Origin of the sequence: Sphingobacterium sp. UBA7625 (assembly GCF_002484085.1) — a bacterium.
In the GTDB taxonomy this organism is placed as follows: Bacteria; Bacteroidota; Bacteroidia; order Sphingobacteriales; family Sphingobacteriaceae; genus Sphingobacterium; species Sphingobacterium athyrii.
In genome coordinates this window covers 131515-149735 of sequence record NZ_DLJD01000026.1, presented here as the reverse complement: position 1 = coordinate 149735, position 18221 = coordinate 131515, and the positions used below count along the sequence as shown (strand labels likewise).

Here is an 18221-nt window from a genome sequence, read left to right as displayed (position 1 = left end):
ACCAAGCCAATTATTAATAATCAAATCACTTTTCGTCAAGATTTGATGACATTTACCTCGATTAGGGTGATTAATCGGCATTTCTTGAGACAATTTTGTAAGTTTGAAACATGAAAATCAAAATATTATCCTTTTTTGCACTTTTATGTGTAATAAATATTTGGGGACAAGAGCTAAAGGCCCAGAGAAAAGGATTCTGGCAGCAGAAAGTTGACTATACAATGGATGTCAACATGGATGAAAAGGCTTATCAATATGATGGAAAAATGGCTTTGAAGTATAGCAACAATTCAGGCCAATCCTTAAAAAAAGTTTATTTTCATTTATATTTTAACGCATTTCAACCAGGATCAATGATGGATTATCGGTTGAAAAATATCAGCGACCCTGATAAGCGAATGGTATCAAATATTGGCACCAAAGAAAAACCAATATTGCAGAGCCGTATCGAAACCCTGCAACCCAATCAAATCGGTTACCAAAAAATCAAAAGCCTCAGCATGAATGGGGTCAATACAAGCTATAAGATTGATGGTACGATCTTAGAAGTTACCCTACCCACCGCGATTGCAGATGGCGAAACAGCAAATTTTAATATAGAATGGACTGCACAGGTACCTGAACAGATCCGGAGGTCAGGCCGCAATTCGGCGGAAGGTGTAGCGCTTTCTATGGCGCAATGGTATCCGAAGATGGCACAGTTCGATGAATTCGGCTGGCATCTCGATGAATATATCGGCCGTGAGTTTATAGCGCCTTTCGGCAACTTTGACGTTACCATACACCTCAATAAAAACTATGTGGTCGGTGCTTCGGGTGTTCTTCAAAATCCCGATGAGGTAAAAGGCTATCAGGCAAAAGCCAAAGTAAAAGCAAACAACGGTAAGGCTACATGGCATTACAAAGCCCAAAATATCCATGATTTTGTATGGGCGGCGGATCCGAAATTTGTGGTAGACTCCGCTTCCAGCAAGAATGGAATAAAAGTGTATACGGTTTATCTTCCAACAGACAAAGAAGTTATTTCAAACTGGAAGACGGCCTTGGGCCTATCTACTGAATTTTTCGATTTTTGCAGCGCTAAGTTCGGCACCTATCCTTGGCCTACGTATACCATTATCCAAGGCGGTGACGGTGGTATGGAATATGGAACCGCAACCCTGATTACTGGAGGCCGTAATCTCAAAAGCCTTGTTGGTGTCATCTTCCACGAATCTGCTCACTCCTGGTATCAACATTTGTTCGGAATCAATGAAACCGTAGATGAGTGGTTTGACGAAGGATTCACTTCCTATGTCGAAGAATTGGCGATGCAGCATCTCTTCGAAAAACGCGGAGCCATCGCATCCAATCCACTTATCGATGCTTATCGCGCTTATTATAAATTAGCACTTTCAGGCAAAGAAGAGCCGATGAGTCTACTTGCAGATTATTACAATACGAATTACGGATATAGTAATGAAGCTTACAATAAGGGTGCTGTTCTGGCGGAGCAATTAGGCTACATTATCGGTCAGGAAAATCTAGAGAAAACCTTTTTGAAATTCTACGACATCTGGAAATTCAAACACCCGACACCTAATGATTTCAAGCGTGTTGCAGAGGATGTATCCGGAATAAACCTGAAATGGTATTTCAATTTATTTATCAATACCACACGTCAAATTGACTATGCAATCGGTCATGTAAGCGATTCAGAAATTCAACTGCTCAATAAATCAAACTTTGCGATGCCACTCGATATACTTGTAGAGTATAAAGATGGAAGCAAAGAGCTATTTTACATTCCTTTACGTGAAATGCGCGGTGAAAAACCGGAGGAAAATTTTGAGATCTATCGGGGTATAAAACGTACAGTACTGACAGACTGGTTCTGGACCAACCCAGAATATAAAATTTCAGTCAATAAGGCACCAAAAACAATCACGATAGATCCATCTCTTCGACTTGCGGATGTCGAATCAGCGAACAATAGCCTCACACGCTAATTTAATACTGAAAATAGGCATTGCAGCAGATTGATGTAAAAGAACTACTTTGTGATAACTTAATAAGCCCTGATAAATTGCAATTTATCGGGGCTTTTTTCTATTTGAACGAAATGAAGGTTGTCCAGTGAACCGGCAAAATACTACCCCCTCAATGGAATGACCATATTCCAGGTCCGTTCAAACTGATAGGACTCGGATCCATCTCCTGTAGCCGCAAAAAGATGTGTCGGTTTTCCATTTTCAAATAGTAAAAATGGCCTTTCAAAATTAGCTTGATGACTTACAGTACCATCATTCCAGCGAATCGTCTTGGAATAAGCTTTGACGGCTTTTGACAGATGCCAATCGATTCCATCTTTCGAATATGCATGGATACCACCCCCCTCTTCCCCACAGATTTTGCCATAGCGGTCTTTCATAATCAATTCAAATTGCTGACCATTATGCCATACGAACGGGTCTTCCACATCATTTTCATGATTTTGATCGCTATGGAAAGAAAAAATAGGTTTATCAGCCAAACGAAGATATGGTCCCAAGAACGAATCAGCTTGTGCTGCCCCCAATAGCAAAGGGGGATTATAATTCACCGGTGATGATTTATAGATCAGATATACCTTGCCATCTGGCAAAACTACCGGAGAAGGATTGGATGTTATGGAAGTATCCCATTCACCCTGCCTAGGATTCAAAATGGGCTGATCTACACGCTTCCAAGGACCTGATATCGACTTTGAATAGGCCATTCCGATGCGTTTATGCATCCAGGCTTTTTGTGCCAGCCCCGATTCCCAAACATTCTCGGAATAGCTGGGATTGGGCTCGTCATAATTGTTTCCAAAATAATAAAGCACATAATAGTCCCCGTTTTTAACGATCCGAGGATTGTGGGTTGTACAACCATCAAAATACTTTTTCCCACGGGCAGGCAATACCACTTCGACAAATTCATATGGTCCCTCCGGTGTATCAGCAATCGCACGCACGACTTCGGAATTGGTCACCCAGTTACCAAAGCCATATTTTTTGCTCCAACGTGATGCAAACATATGATATTTACCATCCTCCCCCTTAATCACTGAAGGATCCCATATCCAATAGTCTGCCATGGCGAATCCGCACCCTTTTATTGCAGGGAGCAATCTATCGATAAATGCTTCTTCTGCATCATCAGTCAGAGAGAAACTATGCTTTGAAAGCGCCAATAAAGCACTGGTACCAACTATATCTTTTAGAAAATCACGACGGGAAGATATTTTCATATGATTGGTTTTTTGATTATGTAAAATGAATCTGACCATCAAGATAGAAAATAACTCGTTTGTTATCAAACTCTTTATCTCCTATTTTTAAATGACTATTTCAGAACATAAATCCGTTCGACATCGACGCGACATAACACTGGTTTTGCTCGCCAATAAAAAATATCCAAAAGGATAGGGAAAACGACTCCCCAAGTGGAAGAAAAAATGTGAATAAACTCCGAAGTTGGTCCAGTGTTGGTATATTTGTGCCCATGATTTACATCCATATCCCATTCTGCAAACAGGCCTGTCATTATTGTGACTTCCATTTCAGCACCTCACTGCAATACAAGGCCGAAATGGTGAGTGCCCTTTTGCGAGAAATCGAACTTAGGTCTCCTTATTTGGAAGACAGAAAAATTGAATCCATCTATTTTGGTGGTGGGACGCCCTCGCTATTGGATGTGGACGAAATCTCAAGGATCATTGATGCTGTTGCCAAACAATTTGACATCAGTAATCATGCTGAAATTACTTTGGAAGCCAATCCCGATGATCTTAATTCGGCGAAAGTGAATGCATTAAGATCAACTTCAGTCAATAGATTCAGTATTGGGATACAGTCTTTTTTTGAGGAAGATCTTAAATGGATGAATCGGGCCCATACCCGACAGGAAGCGTCCGCAGCGATCATGCGCGTACAGGATGCAGGATTTGAGAATATTACCTGTGACCTTATTTATGGTTATCCTTTGTTGACTGATGAAAAATGGCGCTACAATATGCAACAACTGATCGATTATGCAATCCCTCATATTTCTTCTTACTCAATGACGGTGGAAGCCAAAACCGCCCTGGATCATTTCATCAAGAAGGGCTTGAGTCCTGCTATTAATTCCGATCAGGCCGCTGATCAGATGAACCTGTTGATCGACACATTGAAAGGTGCGGGCTATGAGCAATATGAGATTTCGAATTTTGCTAAAAATGGTTTGTATGCACGTCACAATACAAATTATTGGAAAGGCAAGCATTATCTTGGTATCGGCCCTTCAGCCCATTCTTTCAACGGCAATTCCAGATCCTGGAATATCGCCAATAATGCAAAATACATAGGCTCAATACAAACCAACCAACTCCCCTTGGAGATCGAACATCTATCTGTTCGCGATCAGATTAATGAGTGTATTATGACCTCACTGCGCACCATGTGGGGGCTTGATCTGGAACAGTTAGAAAAGAATTTTGATTACGCCGTTAAAAGTAAAATAATGGAAGATGCCGCACCATTTCTCGAACAGCAGCAATTAATATTAGACGACAATACATTAAGATTAACGGATGCTGGCAAATTAATGGCAGACCATATCATGTCCGAATTATTTATTATTGAAAATTGGCAATAAAAAAACCCATAAAATTATCAAAACAATAATAATTCACGTGTTTTTATTTCAAAAATTACGAAAATGAAAATCAAATCGCATTTTTAATTCTGTTTATACTATGTTTGCAACATAATCTATTATAAAATATTATGTTACATAGTCCTTCTTTTGATTTAGAAATCAAAAGTTACAGAGAACAGCAAAATGCAGCTGTTGAGCTGATTCAAATCATTAGTAATCTTTGGTATAATCAAGCTATTGAACTTGTTCTGTTCAGAGAACAGCTTGTTGATGAAAAAGTAAGTGTGATTCTCAAGCACCTTCGGGAAAGTACTATCCTTACCGGCAAAATACTGACCATATTCGATCTATTGAATATTGCTCGTGTATTGGAAAAATCGAATCTGGCTCCCGCACGAATTGATATCGGTAAACTTGCTACAAAAGCCACAAACGACCTGATCAATACGGAGGATTTATCTTCTTTTATTTCCAATGAATTAGAGGGCATTGCCGCCTGGCAGGAATTAACACCCCGCGATGTTGTGCTCTATGGTTTCGGTCGTATTGGCCGTCTGCTGGCACGCGAACTCATTAATAAATCAGGCTCTGGCAAGCAACTTCGTCTACGGGCAATAGTCACCAGGGACCCTAATGATGCCAAGTCATTGTTAAAAAGAGCGGCTCTCCTAAAAAGCGATTCTATACACGGCGAATTTGAGGGCGAAGTCTATACCGACCCCGAAAAGAATGCCCTAATCATTAATGGTATCACGGTCAACTTTATCTCAGCAAAACAACCTGAAGATATTGATTATACAATATATGACATCAAAAACGCATTGGTTATTGATAATACAGGTGCTTTTCGTGACGAAAAAGAACTTGCCCGCCATTTAGCATCTAAAGGGGCCTCGCAGGTATTGCTGACGGCGCCCGGTAAAGGTGTACCCAATATCGTTTACGGTGTAAACGAAGGCACGATCGATCTGGAAAAACATGCAATTTTTTCAGCAGCCTCCTGCACCACAAATGCTATTGCGCCAGTTTTGGCTGTCCTCGAAGATAAAATAGGTATCCTGAAAGGTCATATAGAAACCATACACTCCTATACGAATGATCAAAATCTGGTTGATAATATGCACAAAAAGGCCCGAAGAGGTCGTGCTGCGGCCTTGAACATGGTCATTACGGAGACTGGAGCTGGGAATGCTGTTTCAAAAGTCCTACCAACATTAACAGGCAAACTCACCTCCAATGCAATCCGGGTACCCGTACCAAATGGGTCTTTAGCCATATTAAATTTAGAATTAACATCAGCGAGATCTTTGGAACAAATAAACACACTCTTAAAAACGAGCGCATTGGAAGGCAATCTTGTCGAACAGATTAAATTCTCCAGCAATGATGAGCTTGTATCCACTGATATTATAGGCACAACCGCAGCAGCTGTCGTTGATGGACCGGCAACCATTGTTTCAGCCGATGGTAAAAATATCGTACTCTATGTATGGTATGACAATGAGTATGGATATTCACATCAGGTGATGCGTTTATCGCGGCATATTGCGGGCGTAAGAAGATATACGTACTATTAAAATCCAATTTTTAACATAGAGAAAGGGTATCCAAAAAAGGTCGGATACCCTATTTTTCTCTAATTTCGTTCGTTTACTTTTAGCATCTCTTTTTCAGCTATTCAATCCCCGGCTAATTTGCTTTTACCTTTGAAACAGCTTTCTCTATATTTTTATAAATTGGCATTCTTCAAATATTTCATAATAATGGGTGTTGCTCCCGCCTTCTGCTGTACATATTGGCGGGCTGCCTTGGATGCTTCCGTCCGATTTGATTGATTCTGCAATCGTCCAAAGAAATCCATAAGCCCCTTACCATCAACAAATGAGAAGCCTGCACCCTGTTCAATCAGGTCTTTCGCTTCCTGAAACTTTTTATACTTGGGCCCAAACAGTACCGGTATTCCGTAAGTCGCTGCTTCCAATGTGTTGTGTATGCCAGCTCCGAATCCCCCCCCTATATAGGCAATCTGCCCATAACCATACAGGGAAGACAGCAGCCCGATATTATCGATGACCAATACCTTCGCAGCCTGCAATGTATCCCGGCTATATGTATCTATTTTTGAAAACCTCAAGGCTTCCGGCCACAGCGTCATGATGCTCGATACATGTGCTTCGTCGACCTCATGGGGTGCCAAAATCAGCTTATATGCAGTAAACTGCCGCAACAGCTCCTCCAAGAGTTTTTCATCCTCCGGCCATGTACTTCCCGCTACCAATGTAGGTGATATCCCCACAAAATCACTGATCAAAGGAACCACTTTCCGCTGCTTTGGAAGATCAATGACACGGTCAAAACGGGTGTCTCCGGCCAGCCCGGCATTGCGGATACCATACTCTTTGAGCAAACGGACACTCTCCTCATTCTGTACAAAAAAATACGTCACATAACTTAAAATCTTCCTGAAAAAACCACCGTAATCCTGAAAAAAGATTTGCTCCGGCCTAAAAATAGACGCAATCAGGAATAAAGGTATCCCGCGCCGGTGCAATCCTTCAAAATAATAATACCAATATTCGTATTTCGTAAAAACGGCAAAAGTGGGATTGACAAGTTCCAAAAATAATGTGGCATTGCCAGCGGTATCATAAGGTAAATAGAAAACATGATCCGCCAGATTGGTGTTTTTTCTTATCTCATAGCCAGAAGGAGAATAAAATGTTACAATTATTTTATGGTCTGAATAATTATTTTTTACGGCTTCCAAAACAGGTCTCCCCTGTTCAAATTCGCCCAGTGAAGCGAAGTGAAACCAGATATGTTTTTGACTAGGATCAACCGATTGTTTCATCCGCAAATACCAGTCTTTTCGCCCTGTTACCATAAGGCGCGCTTTGGCATGGAAAGGGACCAAAATACGCAATAAGAGTCCATAAAGAAAGATTCCAATTGAATAAAGCAAACGCATGTTGTGAAAATAATGTTTATCTTAGTCAAAGATATCAAACCCATTTCATTAATAAGGAACCATTGAGTGGAAAATAAACATCGTAAACGGATTTTAATCACAGGAGCAGCAGGGTTCCTTGGTTCCCACCTTTGCGATCGCTTTATAGCCGAAGATTACGATGTCATCGGCATGGATAACCTGATCACTGGAGACCTACAGAATATCGCGCATTTATTCAAGCTGGCGAATTTTGATTTCTATCATCACGATGTTTCAAAATTTGTGCATATTCCTGGAGATTTGGATTATATCCTCCATTTCGCTTCTCCTGCCAGTCCCGTCGACTATCTCAAGATTCCCATTCAAACGCTTAAAGTTGGTTCGTTAGGTACCCATAACCTCCTTGGCTTGGCAAGGGCCAAACAGGCCCGGATATTGGTGGCATCGACCTCAGAAGTTTATGGCGACCCTTTGGTGTCACCACAGTCCGAAGATTATTGGGGCAATGTAAATCCTGTCGGCCCCAGAGGGGTATATGATGAGGCCAAAAGATTCCAGGAAGCGATTACAATGGCCTATCATAATGCACATGGGCTTGACACACGTATCGTAAGAATATTTAACACCTTTGGTTCAAGAATGCGCCTAAATGATGGGCGTGCGATCCCAACTTTTATAGCACAAGCTATCCGTGGCGAAGATATCACCCTTTTTGGTGATGGTTCACAGACACGGTCGTTCTGTTATATCGATGATCAAATCGAAGGTATTTATAGATTGTTGCATTCCAATTGTATACAACCGATAAACATAGGCAATCCCGACGAAATATCGCTATTACAGCTGGCACAGGAGATTGTAGCACTTACCGGCAGCTCCAGTAAGATCAGCCATAAACCATTACCCATAGACGACCCTAAACAACGTAAACCGGATATTGGTATGGCGAAGGCAAAACTGAATTGGCAGCCCAAAATAGATCGAAAATTAGGCTTAGAAAAAACCATAGATTTTTACAGAAAGATTCCTTTGGAAACGCTATTACATAAAGACTTTACATACTATAATCAAAAATAATGAGCAAAAAAATATTAGTCACAGGCGGAACAGGCTATATTGGTTCTCACACAGTTGTCGAACTACATCAGGCAGGATATATTCCTGTAATCGTTGATGATCTTTCCAATTCAAATATCAAGATATTGGATCAAATAGAGAAAATCATCGGGATTAAACCCGAATTTCATCAATTCGATCTTTGTGATTCCAATAAGGTAAATGAATTTGTGAAAAATAACAGTGATATTTCAGGGATTATTCATTTTGCAGCATCCAAAGCTGTAGGTGAATCCGTTCAAAACCCTTTAAAATATTACCACAATAATTTCTTCTCCTTGATCAACATCTTGGAGTCTTATCGAAATAAACCGATTAATTTTGTATTCTCTTCGAGTTGTACGGTTTATGGAGAGCCAGACTCACTTCCTGTTAATGAAAGTGCTCCGGTTAAAAAAGCGGCTTCACCTTATGGAAACACAAAACAGATTGCTGAAGAAATTCTTGAAGAAACAGCTATTGCATACGATAATTATAACATTATCGCCCTGCGTTACTTCAATCCAGTAGGTGCGCATGAGTCTGCATTGATAGGCGAACTGCCAAATGGTGTTCCACAGAATTTACTGCCATTTATTACGCAGACCGCTATCGGAAAAAGAGAAAAACTAACGGTATTTGGAGACGATTATGATACATCTGATGGTTCTTGTGTACGTGATTATATTCATGTGGTCGATTTAGCAAAAGCCCACGTCGCTGCAATCAAATTATTGGAAAAAGGAAACCCTAACGGACAATATGATGTATTCAATGTAGGAACCGGTAACGGCTATTCGGTACTGGAAGCCATCAAAGCATTTGAGAAAGCTTCCGGTCAAAAATTGAATTATGAAATTGGTCCACGTCGGGATGGCGATATCATCAAAGTTTATGGTGATGTGACCAAGTCCGCTGAACAGTTGCACTGGAAAGCCGAACTGGGCATCGATGAAATGATGGCCTCGGCTTGGGCATGGGAAAAAAACCTGAAAGAAAATCCGTTGGATTAAATAGCTGCTCGTTGAGCTCAAGAAAGCATTATAATTTTGCACTTCATTTGACCGTCTTACGAACTGAGACGGTCATTTTTTTATAGTGAATCGGATTGTTCAAATCCTTTCTCTTTTTGCAAAGGCTCCCCGATATCCTGCTCATCATTTCTTTATCACAGCTGAAATGCGGCAAGAATTGAAGCCGCATTAAAATCTATTTCATTGAGCACATTTGACCTGCGGCTATCTTTTTCCAGATACAGAATGGTAAAGCCAATGAATATTGAACTACCTATAAACTCTCCACACTTGATGGTCAGGGTCTTTGCCGGTATCGGATCCTGCTTATATTTCAAATCGTATTCCCACTCCGTATCTTTTATTTCTTTATGCTCAAGTTCGTCGAAGTCGAATGAGAATGCGTGAAATTTGAATACCACCGCATTGCATTTTTCAGGAAGTACCAGTGCTCTTTTGATATCAAACTCTGGAAAAGATATTTTAAGATCCTTCTTCTTGTTCAGGGAGATTAACGGATCGATAAAAAAATAATCCTGCATGTGACAGTTTTCATTGAACTGAAAATTTACCAAGCGATCCAATACACCGTTGCTCAGCGCGCGACTACCTTTGTCGCAATCAAGATTTGTCTTTATCGCTCGATAAATTTGCCTATTTAAGCGATTGCCCATCTGCCCATCATGCAGCTGCTGATGAATTTCCCCAAAACACATTCGGATCAGCGCACCGGCACGGCTTACGTTTCCAAAATCTTTACTTGCCCTCTTGGTATCATCCGTCTGTTTGACGCGGTATGGCCTGCTTTGCAGGTAGTTTTTATTGCCGACTTTTCTATTCACCAGCGGACCGACCAGGCCCCTGATAAATCCATTATCATTTATTCCCATACCTAAAGATACTACAGTAAAACCCTGTTTTCAAGCATCTTATTAATTTTTAAAAATTTCCAAATTCGAGTAAAATGACAATTGTAAATCTTGCAATTTTCAAGGGACTTTATTGTAAATAGCTTATCGACAAGTTCGCCCCATGCTCGCCCCGCTCCCGACTTGTAAAAAATATGCAGGCATGGTGAAAGCACCTTAAAAGGTGGACTCAACGTGGACTCACTGTGCACTCAATCTGCTTACAGGTCGAACTTGGTAATAACCAGGTATTAACTTGCTCCCTATTAGAGCACTCCGCCAGCCGAAGGGTGACATTCAGGAATTCAGCTTTCTAAACAAGCTCTTTATCAGAAATATATTCCATCAATATTCCGGCCTGTCCCCCCAATTTCTTTTTCAAACGCTGCATTGACTTTTTGATTGCGTCGGGTGTAACGCCTAAAACATTAGCGACTTCTCTATTATTCAGTCCCATTTTCATTAGGACAATCACGCGCAGATTAGACTCTGTAATATCAGGAAATTTACCTTGAATATCATGCAGCAGGTTCGGAAATTCCTTGGTAAGCAAGAACTTAAATTCCTGCCATTTCTCATCCGTGATAAGATGAGATTGCAAAAGTGTTTTAAGTTCATCCCGGTCTTTGGCACTTGTTTCCTCCATCTCATCAAGCATTGAAGAAAGAAGATTTATCTGCTCATTATTACGTTTGAGATACACCATGTATTCCTCTAGCTGACTTTTGGAACTCATCAGTTCTTTGTCCAGTTCGGCTTTGGTATACTTGAGGTTCAGCAACTGATATTCGTATGCCTGCATGCGCTTCCTCGAACGGTATCTAAAAGCATTGTAGATAAAAAAGAACAGCACCAATAGAAACAAGCTTAATATAACCCACAATCTCGTTTCGGCACGTTTCTTTTTTATTAGCGCTTGTGCCAAGGATAATTTGTCGGCATATTTTTGTTTATCTGCCATAAATTTCAATTGCGATAAAACAGGATCTCCGTCCAAGAAGCGCAATGAATCCTGAAGCTGTTCAATCCGGCGCCGCGCATTAAGCTCTTGCTTCAAATCATGGTTTTGAATGGCAAGATTCAACTTATGCCCCTCCAACTCAAGTATTGTTTTTTTATCGTCAGCGCCTTCCAGCAGATGTTCGGTTTCATTGATCAGTTGACGGACCTCTTGATTTGCTCCCATAGCAATACGCAAGCGAATCCGCGTCATTAAGGCAAAAATGGTATTTTTATCATTCCCCAGAGATTTCGAAATTTCTAGATCTTTATCTAAAAGTGATAGTGCTTTTTTATAATCTTTCCTCCCTTCATAAATCCGTGCCTGATTACCCAGAACCTTCGCATAACGAAGAGAATCCTTCTCAGAAAGCGCCAAATGCAGAGCAAGGTCAAAGTTTTTCATTGCCTGCACGGTATCCCCACCACTTTTTAAAATCAATAAGCCTAAGTTGTCTAAGATCTCCGCTTTCAATTGCGGAGAAATGTCCGCCTGTTGCTGACCTAATTCCAGGTACTTAATTCCCGAACGATAATCGCCCAAAGTTCCGAAGAAATAGCCAAGCTTTTTGTAAGTCTGCGTCAGATCTAACACCAGTTCTCCCGGTATATCCTCCAGGCTTTTTTCACCCTCCAATAGTAATGGAAGTGCTTCCGAAGCCTTTAAACATCTATACAGATAAAATCCGTACATCACCTTTACCCAAGCCTTCACGTTTTGATAATTGTACTCCTTTTCCAGATCGAGGGCTTTAAGATAATATTTATCACTAAAGCTATTTCTACCACCTTCATTATCAAAAGAGTGATCTGCTAATACACAATAATAAATTGCAAGCAGGGCGTTATCGTTTTTTCGGATAGCCTGGTTAAAATAGGGCGTTAGGTATCTACTCAATGCTGCACTGGAAGTACGGTGCTTTTGTGACTCCCGGATGATCGTCTCGTAAAATTTTTTATCTTCTGCAGAGGAATTGGAATCCATTATATCCATTCCAAAAACAGCACTATTGGGAATTATAGCTGCAAAAAAAAGTATAAGAAAAAATCTCAGCATAGCCGCATACAAGTAGAATTTCACATTAAAAATAAAAAATAATTTTAATTAAATCATCATGTGCTGAAATCAGCATATAAATAAAAATCAATGAGCTGACCAATAAAATAAAGCCTATAACAGAGCTCCCTAACATGCTATTTGCTTATTTACGCTAAACAAAACTATAAATATGATAGGGCGTAATTGCTTTTGTCAGCATGACATCGTGTTCATTCCGATCAGCGATTCGCTCAATTGGATCAAAAAAAGATAATCCTACTCGTTGGGTTTCTGCAGCACAAAGCGCAAAAAAACGATCGTAAAACCCTTTTCCATAACCGACCCGATGACCATCCACATCAAATGCCAGCAAAGGAACGAGTATAAAATCAATAAGCAACGGCGAAACCTCCTTCCCCGAAACAGGCTCCGGAATGCCCCATTCATTTTTTTCAAACACAGTTTGGGCATCAAGAATATAGTGCTGCATGGAATAGTCCGAAAAATTTGATCGGGATACGACAAGGACAATATTCGAAAAAAACTCCTTCACATAGTTGATGATGGAATACGTATCTGGCTCATGATATTTTTCGATAGGAAGAAATACATGCATATAGCTGACCGTCGTCAGATCTATTTTTTGAAATTGCAACAGTAATTTATGATTGAGCATTTCCTCCTCCGGTAGGGAAAGCCGGCATCTTTTCATCTTAAACTCCTGTCTTAATTCCTTTTTTGATTTCATGCTTAAATATATATTTTTTATTCCATGATTTAGCTGATCACCGGTGAGCACAGATAGAGCAAAAAAAACGGCCTTGTAGCGAGCGCTATCAAGACCGAATAATCAACCTAAACCTAAAATCTTATATTACTTTACGCGTTCGATATAATTACCTGTTTGCGTATCGACTCTTACTTTCTCTCCTTGATTGATAAATAGAGGCACCATAATCTCTACTCCTGTTTCTACAGTGGCTTTCTTCAGCGCATTTGTAGAAGTATCTCCTTTCACTGCTGGCTCTGTATATGTAATTTCCAATTCAACACTTTTAGGTGCTTCTGCCATGATCGGTTCATCACTTTCAAAAGCAATAATTACAGTCATTCCCTCTTTCAGGAAACGAGCTGAATCGCCAAATAAGAATTTGGGGATATTGAATTGTTCATAAGTGTTGTTGTCCATCACAACGAAGAACTCACCATCTTCGTATAAGTATTGATAATCATTTGTTTCCACACGTGCAATCTCAACACTCTCATCAACTCTAAAACGATATTCAACTAATTTTCCGGTCTTTACGTTACGCATTCTTGCTTGATAGAAAGCACGTAAATTACCTGGTGTACGGTGTATATATTCTTCTACAGAGACTAACTCTCCGTTAAATCTTAAAATATTTCCTGATTTTACCTCTGATGCCTTAGCCATTCTTTGAATTGAACTTTAAACGGTTATCTCATTATTGAGTCGTCAAAAATACAAAAACTAATTGTGTTATTAAAATTTCATTCGTTACTTTTTGAAGTCGACAATAGAAATTGTTTCGTCACAAAATTCGTATTCTTTTTTTTGATTTGAACAGATAATAAACAATCTAAAATCGCGCTTGGTACGCGCTATTAAATTCAGGTACCATTCCTCTCCAGCACTATCCAGATTGCTTGTTGGCTCGTCCAACAATACTAAATTTGAATTGGAACAACAGGCCAAAACTAATTTAACACGTTGTCGCATACCCGATGAAAAGTGTCTTATTTCTTTATCCAAGGCATGTTCCAGCCCCAACAAATTCAAAACACTTTCTTTATCAAAACCCGGGAGATAACTTTTAAACTGAAAATGAAAATCGAGCAATTCACGCAAGGTAAATTCTTCGATCAGTTCAATATATGGTGCCGCGATAGACAACTGTTGATAAATCTGATCTATACCAATATTGATTTCTTTATCGGTATAGATCAATTCCCCTTGTGAGGGTGATAAGCTGCCAGAGAGAACCTTCAAGAAGGTAGATTTTCCAGAACCATTTTGTCCGAGAACGGCATAACTCTTTCCGGACTCAAAACGATAATTAATATGCCTGAAAATCCATTCACTGTTATATCTTCGACCAATATCCTTTAATGTTATTTCCAAAGTAACCCGATTCGGTAATGCAATTACATTGCTCTATTATTGAATCCCTTCATGATACCACGGCCAGAATTTCGGATAAAATCCAAAATTTCATCACGGATTTCCGTTGCCTGATACTCCGCTTCTATAATTTCTATTGCCTTAGCCAGATTTCTATTCTGAACAAATAGAATACGGTAAAGGTTTTGAATTTCGGCAATCTGCTCTTCCGAAAACCCTCTTCTCCTCAATCCCACAGAGTTAATTCCGGCATAGGAGATCGGCTCACGGGCTGCCTTTACAAACGGGGGAATATCTTTTCGTACCAAAGATCCACCTGTGACAAAAGCATGTGAACCAATTTTCACAAACTGATGTACAGCCACCATCCCCGCCAAAACAACATAATCCCCGACGGTAATATGTCCCGCAAGTGTACTATTATTCGAAAAAACACAATTATCGCCCACCTCACAATCGTGTGCAACGTGGCTGTAAGCTTGAATCAAGCAATTTTTGCCAATGACCGTTTTGTATCGGTCCTTCGTTCCTCGATTAATTGTCACACATTCACGAATCGTTGTATTATCACCTATTTCTGCTGTTGTAATTTCACCATCAAATTTTAAGTCTTGAGGCTCACCAGAAATCACGGCGCCGGGATATATCTTACAGTTTTTTCCAATTCGAGCTCCATCCATAATGGTCACGTTTGAGCCGATCCAAGTTCCCTCTCCAATGACAACGTCTTTGTAAATGGTTACAAATGGCTCAATGACTACATTTTTAGCAATCTTTGCTTCTGGATGAATATAAGCTAATGGCTGTATCATCTATACTTCTTTAATTGTTATTTACTCTTACGATCTGTGCCATAAGTTCAGCCTCACAGACAATTTTCTCTCCCACCATGGCCACACCTTTCATTTTAGCGATACCTCTCCGGATAGGTTCCATTAAATCACATCTAAAAATAACAGAGTCCCCGGGAGTAACTTGTGCTTTAAAACGTGCATTCTCAATTTTGAGAAATAATGTTAACCAGTTTTCAGGATCTGGAACGGTCTTTAAGACCAAGATACCACCAGTCTGTGCCATCGCTTCGACCTGCAGCACCCCCGGAAATAACGGAGCTCCGGGAAAATGCCCCATAAATAGGTCTTCGTTCATGGTTACATTCTTTAATCCCACAACATATGTCTCGGTTAACTCCAAAATCTTATCGACCATGAGCATTGGTTGACGATGTGGAAGAATTTTCATAATCTCCACGGTATCATACAATGCCGGCATATTTGGATCGTAAACTTTTATTTTTTTACGGGTTTTATCTTTCTTAATCTGCTCTTTAATTTTCTTTGCAAAAGCAACATTTGCAGCATGTCCGGGACGGGCAGCCATAATATGGCCTTTCAAAGGTCTTCCCACTAAAGCCAAATCACCCACCATATCCAATAGTTTATGTCGGGCCGGCTCATTTTGATGACGCAATTGATTATTATTCAGGATACCTTCTTTGGCAACGGCAACAGTCTCTTTATGGAATAGATGTGCAAGCTTCTGTAGTTCTTCAGGTGAAGTCTCTTTATCAACAATGACGATCGCATTGCTTAGATCCCCCCCTTTAATCAATCCATGGTCGACAAGCATCTCCAATTCATGCAGAAAACAAAACGTACGTGAAGAAGCAATTTCAGCTTTGAAATCTTCAATAGAAGTAATCGCAGCATGTTGGCTTCCCAAAACAGGTGAGTTAAAATCAATCATACAAGTCAACCGATAACCATCCATAGGCATTCCCAGGATCTCAACTTTACGATCTGGCTCAGCATAATGGATATTATTGGATATCTCATAATAATCTCTATCAGCATCTTGTTCTTCAAACCCCGCTTCTTCCAACAATTTCACAAAAATTGCTGAACTCCCATCCAATATTGGAATTTCAGGACCATCAATATCAATCAGGACGTTATCAATTTGCAGACCAATTAATGATGCCATTAAATGTTCGATTGTACTAACACTTGCTCCATTTTGAGAAATAGTAGTTCCTCGGGAAGTGTCCGTGACGTTATCTGCATCAACCAAAATCTCCGGCTGACCTTCTAAATCCACACGTCTGAACTTAAACCAGTGATTTTCCGGAGCAGGTTTGATCGTCATCGATACAATTTTCCCTGTATGAAGACCTACCCCCGAAATTTCAACCTCGTTTTTGATGGTTCTCTGTTTCACATTCATTTCTAATAACATATTTTTAAATCAAAACTTCTTTTGACGGAACCATCATGAGATTATAATATTTATATCGAATAGCAGCAGGCTAGGGCCGCTCATGATAGCTTCATTACAATTAAATAACAGTTTATTTCAATGAAAAAAGATTATTTTAACTTCAATTCTATTAATTTTTCCAGCTCCTGGATGCGTTTCTCCAGTTCTGGAAGACGAGCAAAAATGACATTGGATCTTAACTGAGGCTGATACGGCATTACTGGTGTCCCACCCCATTTTTTCCCCTCATCTTTAATTGATCTGTTAACGCCGGATTGAGCCTGGATCTGGGAGCCTTTAGCGACAACAATATGTCCTACAACACCAACCTGTCCACCTAATACCACATGCTCTCCAATTTTTGCACTTCCGGAAATCCCTGTCTGTGCAGCAATAACTGTATTCTTACCGATATCAACGTTATGCGCTATCTGAATCAAATTATCTAATTTGACACCGTCACGCACAATCGTAGCCCCCATCGTCGCTCTATCAATCACCGTATTGGCGCCAATCTCGACATTATCTTCTATCTGAACGTAACCTATTTGCGGAACCTTCTTATAGGTACCATCTTCCTGCGGCGCGAAACCAAAACCATCCGAACCAATCACAACGCCCGAATGAACAACGACATTCTTACCTACTTTGCAGTCATGATAGATTTTCACTCCCGGATACAACGTTGTATTATCGTCAATAGTGACTTTGTCTCCTATAAAAACCTGTGGATAAATTTTCACATGATCGCCGATCTTCGCTCCTTTACCGATATAGGCAAATGCCCCAATATACCCCCCTGTGCCTATTGTTGCCTCAGGATGTATGAAACACGGTTCTTCACGTCCGCTTTTATCAAGACGAAATTCGTTATACATATTCAGTATGGTAGAGAAAGCCGCATACGCATTCTTTACACGAATAATCGTGAGCGTGGGTTTGGTATCTTGCATCAATTGCAAATCTTCATTCACAATGACAATGGAAGCATCCGTGTTATAAATAAAATGCTCATATTTTGGATTTGACAAAAAAGAAAGATCGCCTTTTTTACCTTCCTCAATTTTGGCAAGGTTACCTACGGTAACTTCTGGATTCCCCTCAATCCTTCCTTCTAATAATGTCCCTATTTGTTGAGCAGTAAATTGCATGGTACAAATCTATGTTTTTTTAT

The 18221-nt window shown here is 40.1% G+C and carries 15 protein-coding genes; 5 read left to right on the top strand and 10 right to left on the bottom strand.

Annotated features, from left to right (window positions below):
• Nucleotides 1-110: 110 nt before the first annotated feature.
• Complete coding sequence (locus B4G94_RS11090; RefSeq protein ID WP_286858895.1) at nucleotides 111-1988, top strand: M1 family metallopeptidase; 1878 nt, start codon at nucleotides 111-113, stop codon at nucleotides 1986-1988.
• A gap of 143 nt (nucleotides 1989-2131) precedes the next feature.
• On the opposite strand, the gene B4G94_RS11085 is transcribed toward B4G94_RS11090, so the two are convergent.
• Complete coding sequence (locus tag B4G94_RS11085) at nucleotides 2132-3253, bottom strand: glycoside hydrolase family protein (protein ID WP_286858894.1); 1122 nt, start codon at nucleotides 3251-3253, stop codon at nucleotides 2132-2134.
• Nucleotides 3254-3462: 209 nt separating this feature from the next.
• Between B4G94_RS11085 and hemW the strand changes: the two genes are divergently transcribed.
• Together hemW and B4G94_RS11075 are read left to right on the top strand one after the other, a co-directional pair.
• Nucleotides 3463-4641, top strand: a complete 1179-nt coding sequence (gene hemW / locus B4G94_RS11080; RefSeq protein WP_313533322.1) for a radical SAM family heme chaperone HemW — start codon at nucleotides 3463-3465, stop codon at nucleotides 4639-4641.
• A 131-nt stretch (nucleotides 4642-4772) separates the two neighbouring features.
• Nucleotides 4773-6221, top strand: coding sequence for a glyceraldehyde-3-phosphate dehydrogenase (locus B4G94_RS11075; RefSeq protein ID WP_286858893.1), 1449 nt, complete (start codon nucleotides 4773-4775; stop codon nucleotides 6219-6221).
• Nucleotides 6222-6373: 152 nt separating this feature from the next.
• Here B4G94_RS11075 and B4G94_RS11070 read toward each other — a convergent pair whose 3' ends face one another.
• The gene (locus B4G94_RS11070) at nucleotides 6374-7612 is read right to left on the bottom strand and encodes a 3-deoxy-D-manno-octulosonic acid transferase (protein WP_286858892.1); all 1239 of its coding nucleotides are present in this window, start codon (nucleotides 7610-7612) and stop codon (nucleotides 6374-6376) included.
• A 66-nt stretch (nucleotides 7613-7678) separates the two neighbouring features.
• On the opposite strand from B4G94_RS11070, the gene B4G94_RS11065 reads away from it, so the two are divergent.
• Both B4G94_RS11065 and galE read left to right on the top strand, forming a co-directional pair.
• Nucleotides 7679-8671: a UDP-glucuronic acid decarboxylase family protein gene (locus B4G94_RS11065; RefSeq protein WP_286858891.1), complete on the top strand. Its 993-nt coding sequence runs from the start codon at nucleotides 7679-7681 to the stop codon at nucleotides 8669-8671.
• On the top strand, nucleotides 8671-9702 hold the full coding sequence (gene galE / locus B4G94_RS11060) for a UDP-glucose 4-epimerase GalE (RefSeq protein WP_286858890.1): 1032 nt from the start codon (nucleotides 8671-8673) through the stop codon (nucleotides 9700-9702). The genes B4G94_RS11065 and galE overlap by 1 nt, the downstream gene beginning before the upstream one ends.
• Nucleotides 9703-9857: 155 nt before the next feature.
• Here galE and B4G94_RS11055 read toward each other — a convergent pair whose 3' ends face one another.
• From B4G94_RS11055 to lpxD, 8 genes are all read right to left on the bottom strand, one after another.
• Nucleotides 9858-10592, bottom strand: a complete 735-nt coding sequence (locus B4G94_RS11055) for a hypothetical protein (protein ID WP_286858888.1) — start codon at nucleotides 10590-10592, stop codon at nucleotides 9858-9860.
• Between the two features lie 331 nt (nucleotides 10593-10923).
• Nucleotides 10924-12603, bottom strand: a complete 1680-nt coding sequence (locus B4G94_RS11050; protein ID WP_286858887.1) for a tetratricopeptide repeat protein — start codon at nucleotides 12601-12603, stop codon at nucleotides 10924-10926.
• Between the two features lie 217 nt (nucleotides 12604-12820).
• Nucleotides 12821-13396, bottom strand: coding sequence for a 5-formyltetrahydrofolate cyclo-ligase (locus B4G94_RS11045; RefSeq protein ID WP_165305431.1), 576 nt, complete (start codon nucleotides 13394-13396; stop codon nucleotides 12821-12823).
• Between the two features lie 126 nt (nucleotides 13397-13522).
• A complete protein-coding gene (gene efp, locus B4G94_RS11040) occupies nucleotides 13523-14083 on the bottom strand; it encodes an elongation factor P (RefSeq protein WP_077438233.1) in 561 nt (186 codons plus the stop codon).
• 84 nt (nucleotides 14084-14167) lie between these two features.
• Nucleotides 14168-14791: an ABC transporter ATP-binding protein gene (locus B4G94_RS11035; RefSeq protein WP_286858885.1), complete on the bottom strand. Its 624-nt coding sequence runs from the start codon at nucleotides 14789-14791 to the stop codon at nucleotides 14168-14170.
• A 23-nt stretch (nucleotides 14792-14814) separates the two neighbouring features.
• Entirely contained in the window at nucleotides 14815-15603 is a 789-nt protein-coding gene (gene lpxA / locus B4G94_RS11030; RefSeq protein WP_075990789.1) for an acyl-ACP--UDP-N-acetylglucosamine O-acyltransferase, read from the bottom strand.
• Between the two features lie 10 nt (nucleotides 15604-15613).
• Nucleotides 15614-17014 carry a bifunctional UDP-3-O-[3-hydroxymyristoyl] N-acetylglucosamine deacetylase/3-hydroxyacyl-ACP dehydratase gene (locus B4G94_RS11025; protein ID WP_181390675.1) on the bottom strand — a complete coding sequence of 467 codons (1401 nt, stop codon included), beginning with the start codon at nucleotides 17012-17014 and terminating at the stop codon, nucleotides 15614-15616.
• A 143-nt stretch (nucleotides 17015-17157) separates the two neighbouring features.
• Nucleotides 17158-18198 (bottom strand): UDP-3-O-(3-hydroxymyristoyl)glucosamine N-acyltransferase, encoded by a 1041-nt coding sequence (gene lpxD, locus B4G94_RS11020; RefSeq protein WP_165305430.1) that lies wholly within the window; start codon nucleotides 18196-18198, stop codon nucleotides 17158-17160.
• Nucleotides 18199-18221 lie beyond the last annotated feature (23 nt).

Bases quoted from the DNA above. Each gene is read 5' to 3' on its own strand.
- B4G94_RS11025 (WP_181390675.1), bottom strand. From the start codon at position 17,014: ATGAATGTGAAACAGAGAACCATCAAAAACGAGGTTGAAATTTCGGGG.
- B4G94_RS11055 (WP_286858888.1), bottom strand. From the start codon at position 10,592: ATGGGAATAAATGATAATGGATTTATCAGGGGCCTGGTCGGTCCGCTG.
- B4G94_RS11090 (WP_286858895.1), top strand. From the start codon at position 111: ATGAAAATCAAAATATTATCCTTTTTTGCACTTTTATGTGTAATAAAT.
- B4G94_RS11045 (WP_165305431.1), bottom strand. From the start codon at position 13,396: ATGAAATCAAAAAAGGAATTAAGACAGGAGTTTAAGATGAAAAGATGC.
- B4G94_RS11050 (WP_286858887.1), bottom strand. From the start codon at position 12,603: ATGGATATAATGGATTCCAATTCCTCTGCAGAAGATAAAAAATTTTAC.
- lpxD (WP_165305430.1), bottom strand. From the start codon at position 18,198: ATGCAATTTACTGCTCAACAAATAGGGACATTATTAGAAGGAAGGATT.
- B4G94_RS11085 (WP_286858894.1), bottom strand. From the start codon at position 3,253: ATGAAAATATCTTCCCGTCGTGATTTTCTAAAAGATATAGTTGGTACC.
- B4G94_RS11075 (WP_286858893.1), top strand. From the start codon at position 4,773: ATGTTACATAGTCCTTCTTTTGATTTAGAAATCAAAAGTTACAGAGAA.
- galE (WP_286858890.1), top strand. From the start codon at position 8,671: ATGAGCAAAAAAATATTAGTCACAGGCGGAACAGGCTATATTGGTTCT.
- lpxA (WP_075990789.1), bottom strand. From the start codon at position 15,603: ATGATACAGCCATTAGCTTATATTCATCCAGAAGCAAAGATTGCTAAA.
- B4G94_RS11070 (WP_286858892.1), bottom strand. From the start codon at position 7,612: ATGCGTTTGCTTTATTCAATTGGAATCTTTCTTTATGGACTCTTATTG.
- efp (WP_077438233.1), bottom strand. From the start codon at position 14,083: ATGGCTAAGGCATCAGAGGTAAAATCAGGAAATATTTTAAGATTTAAC.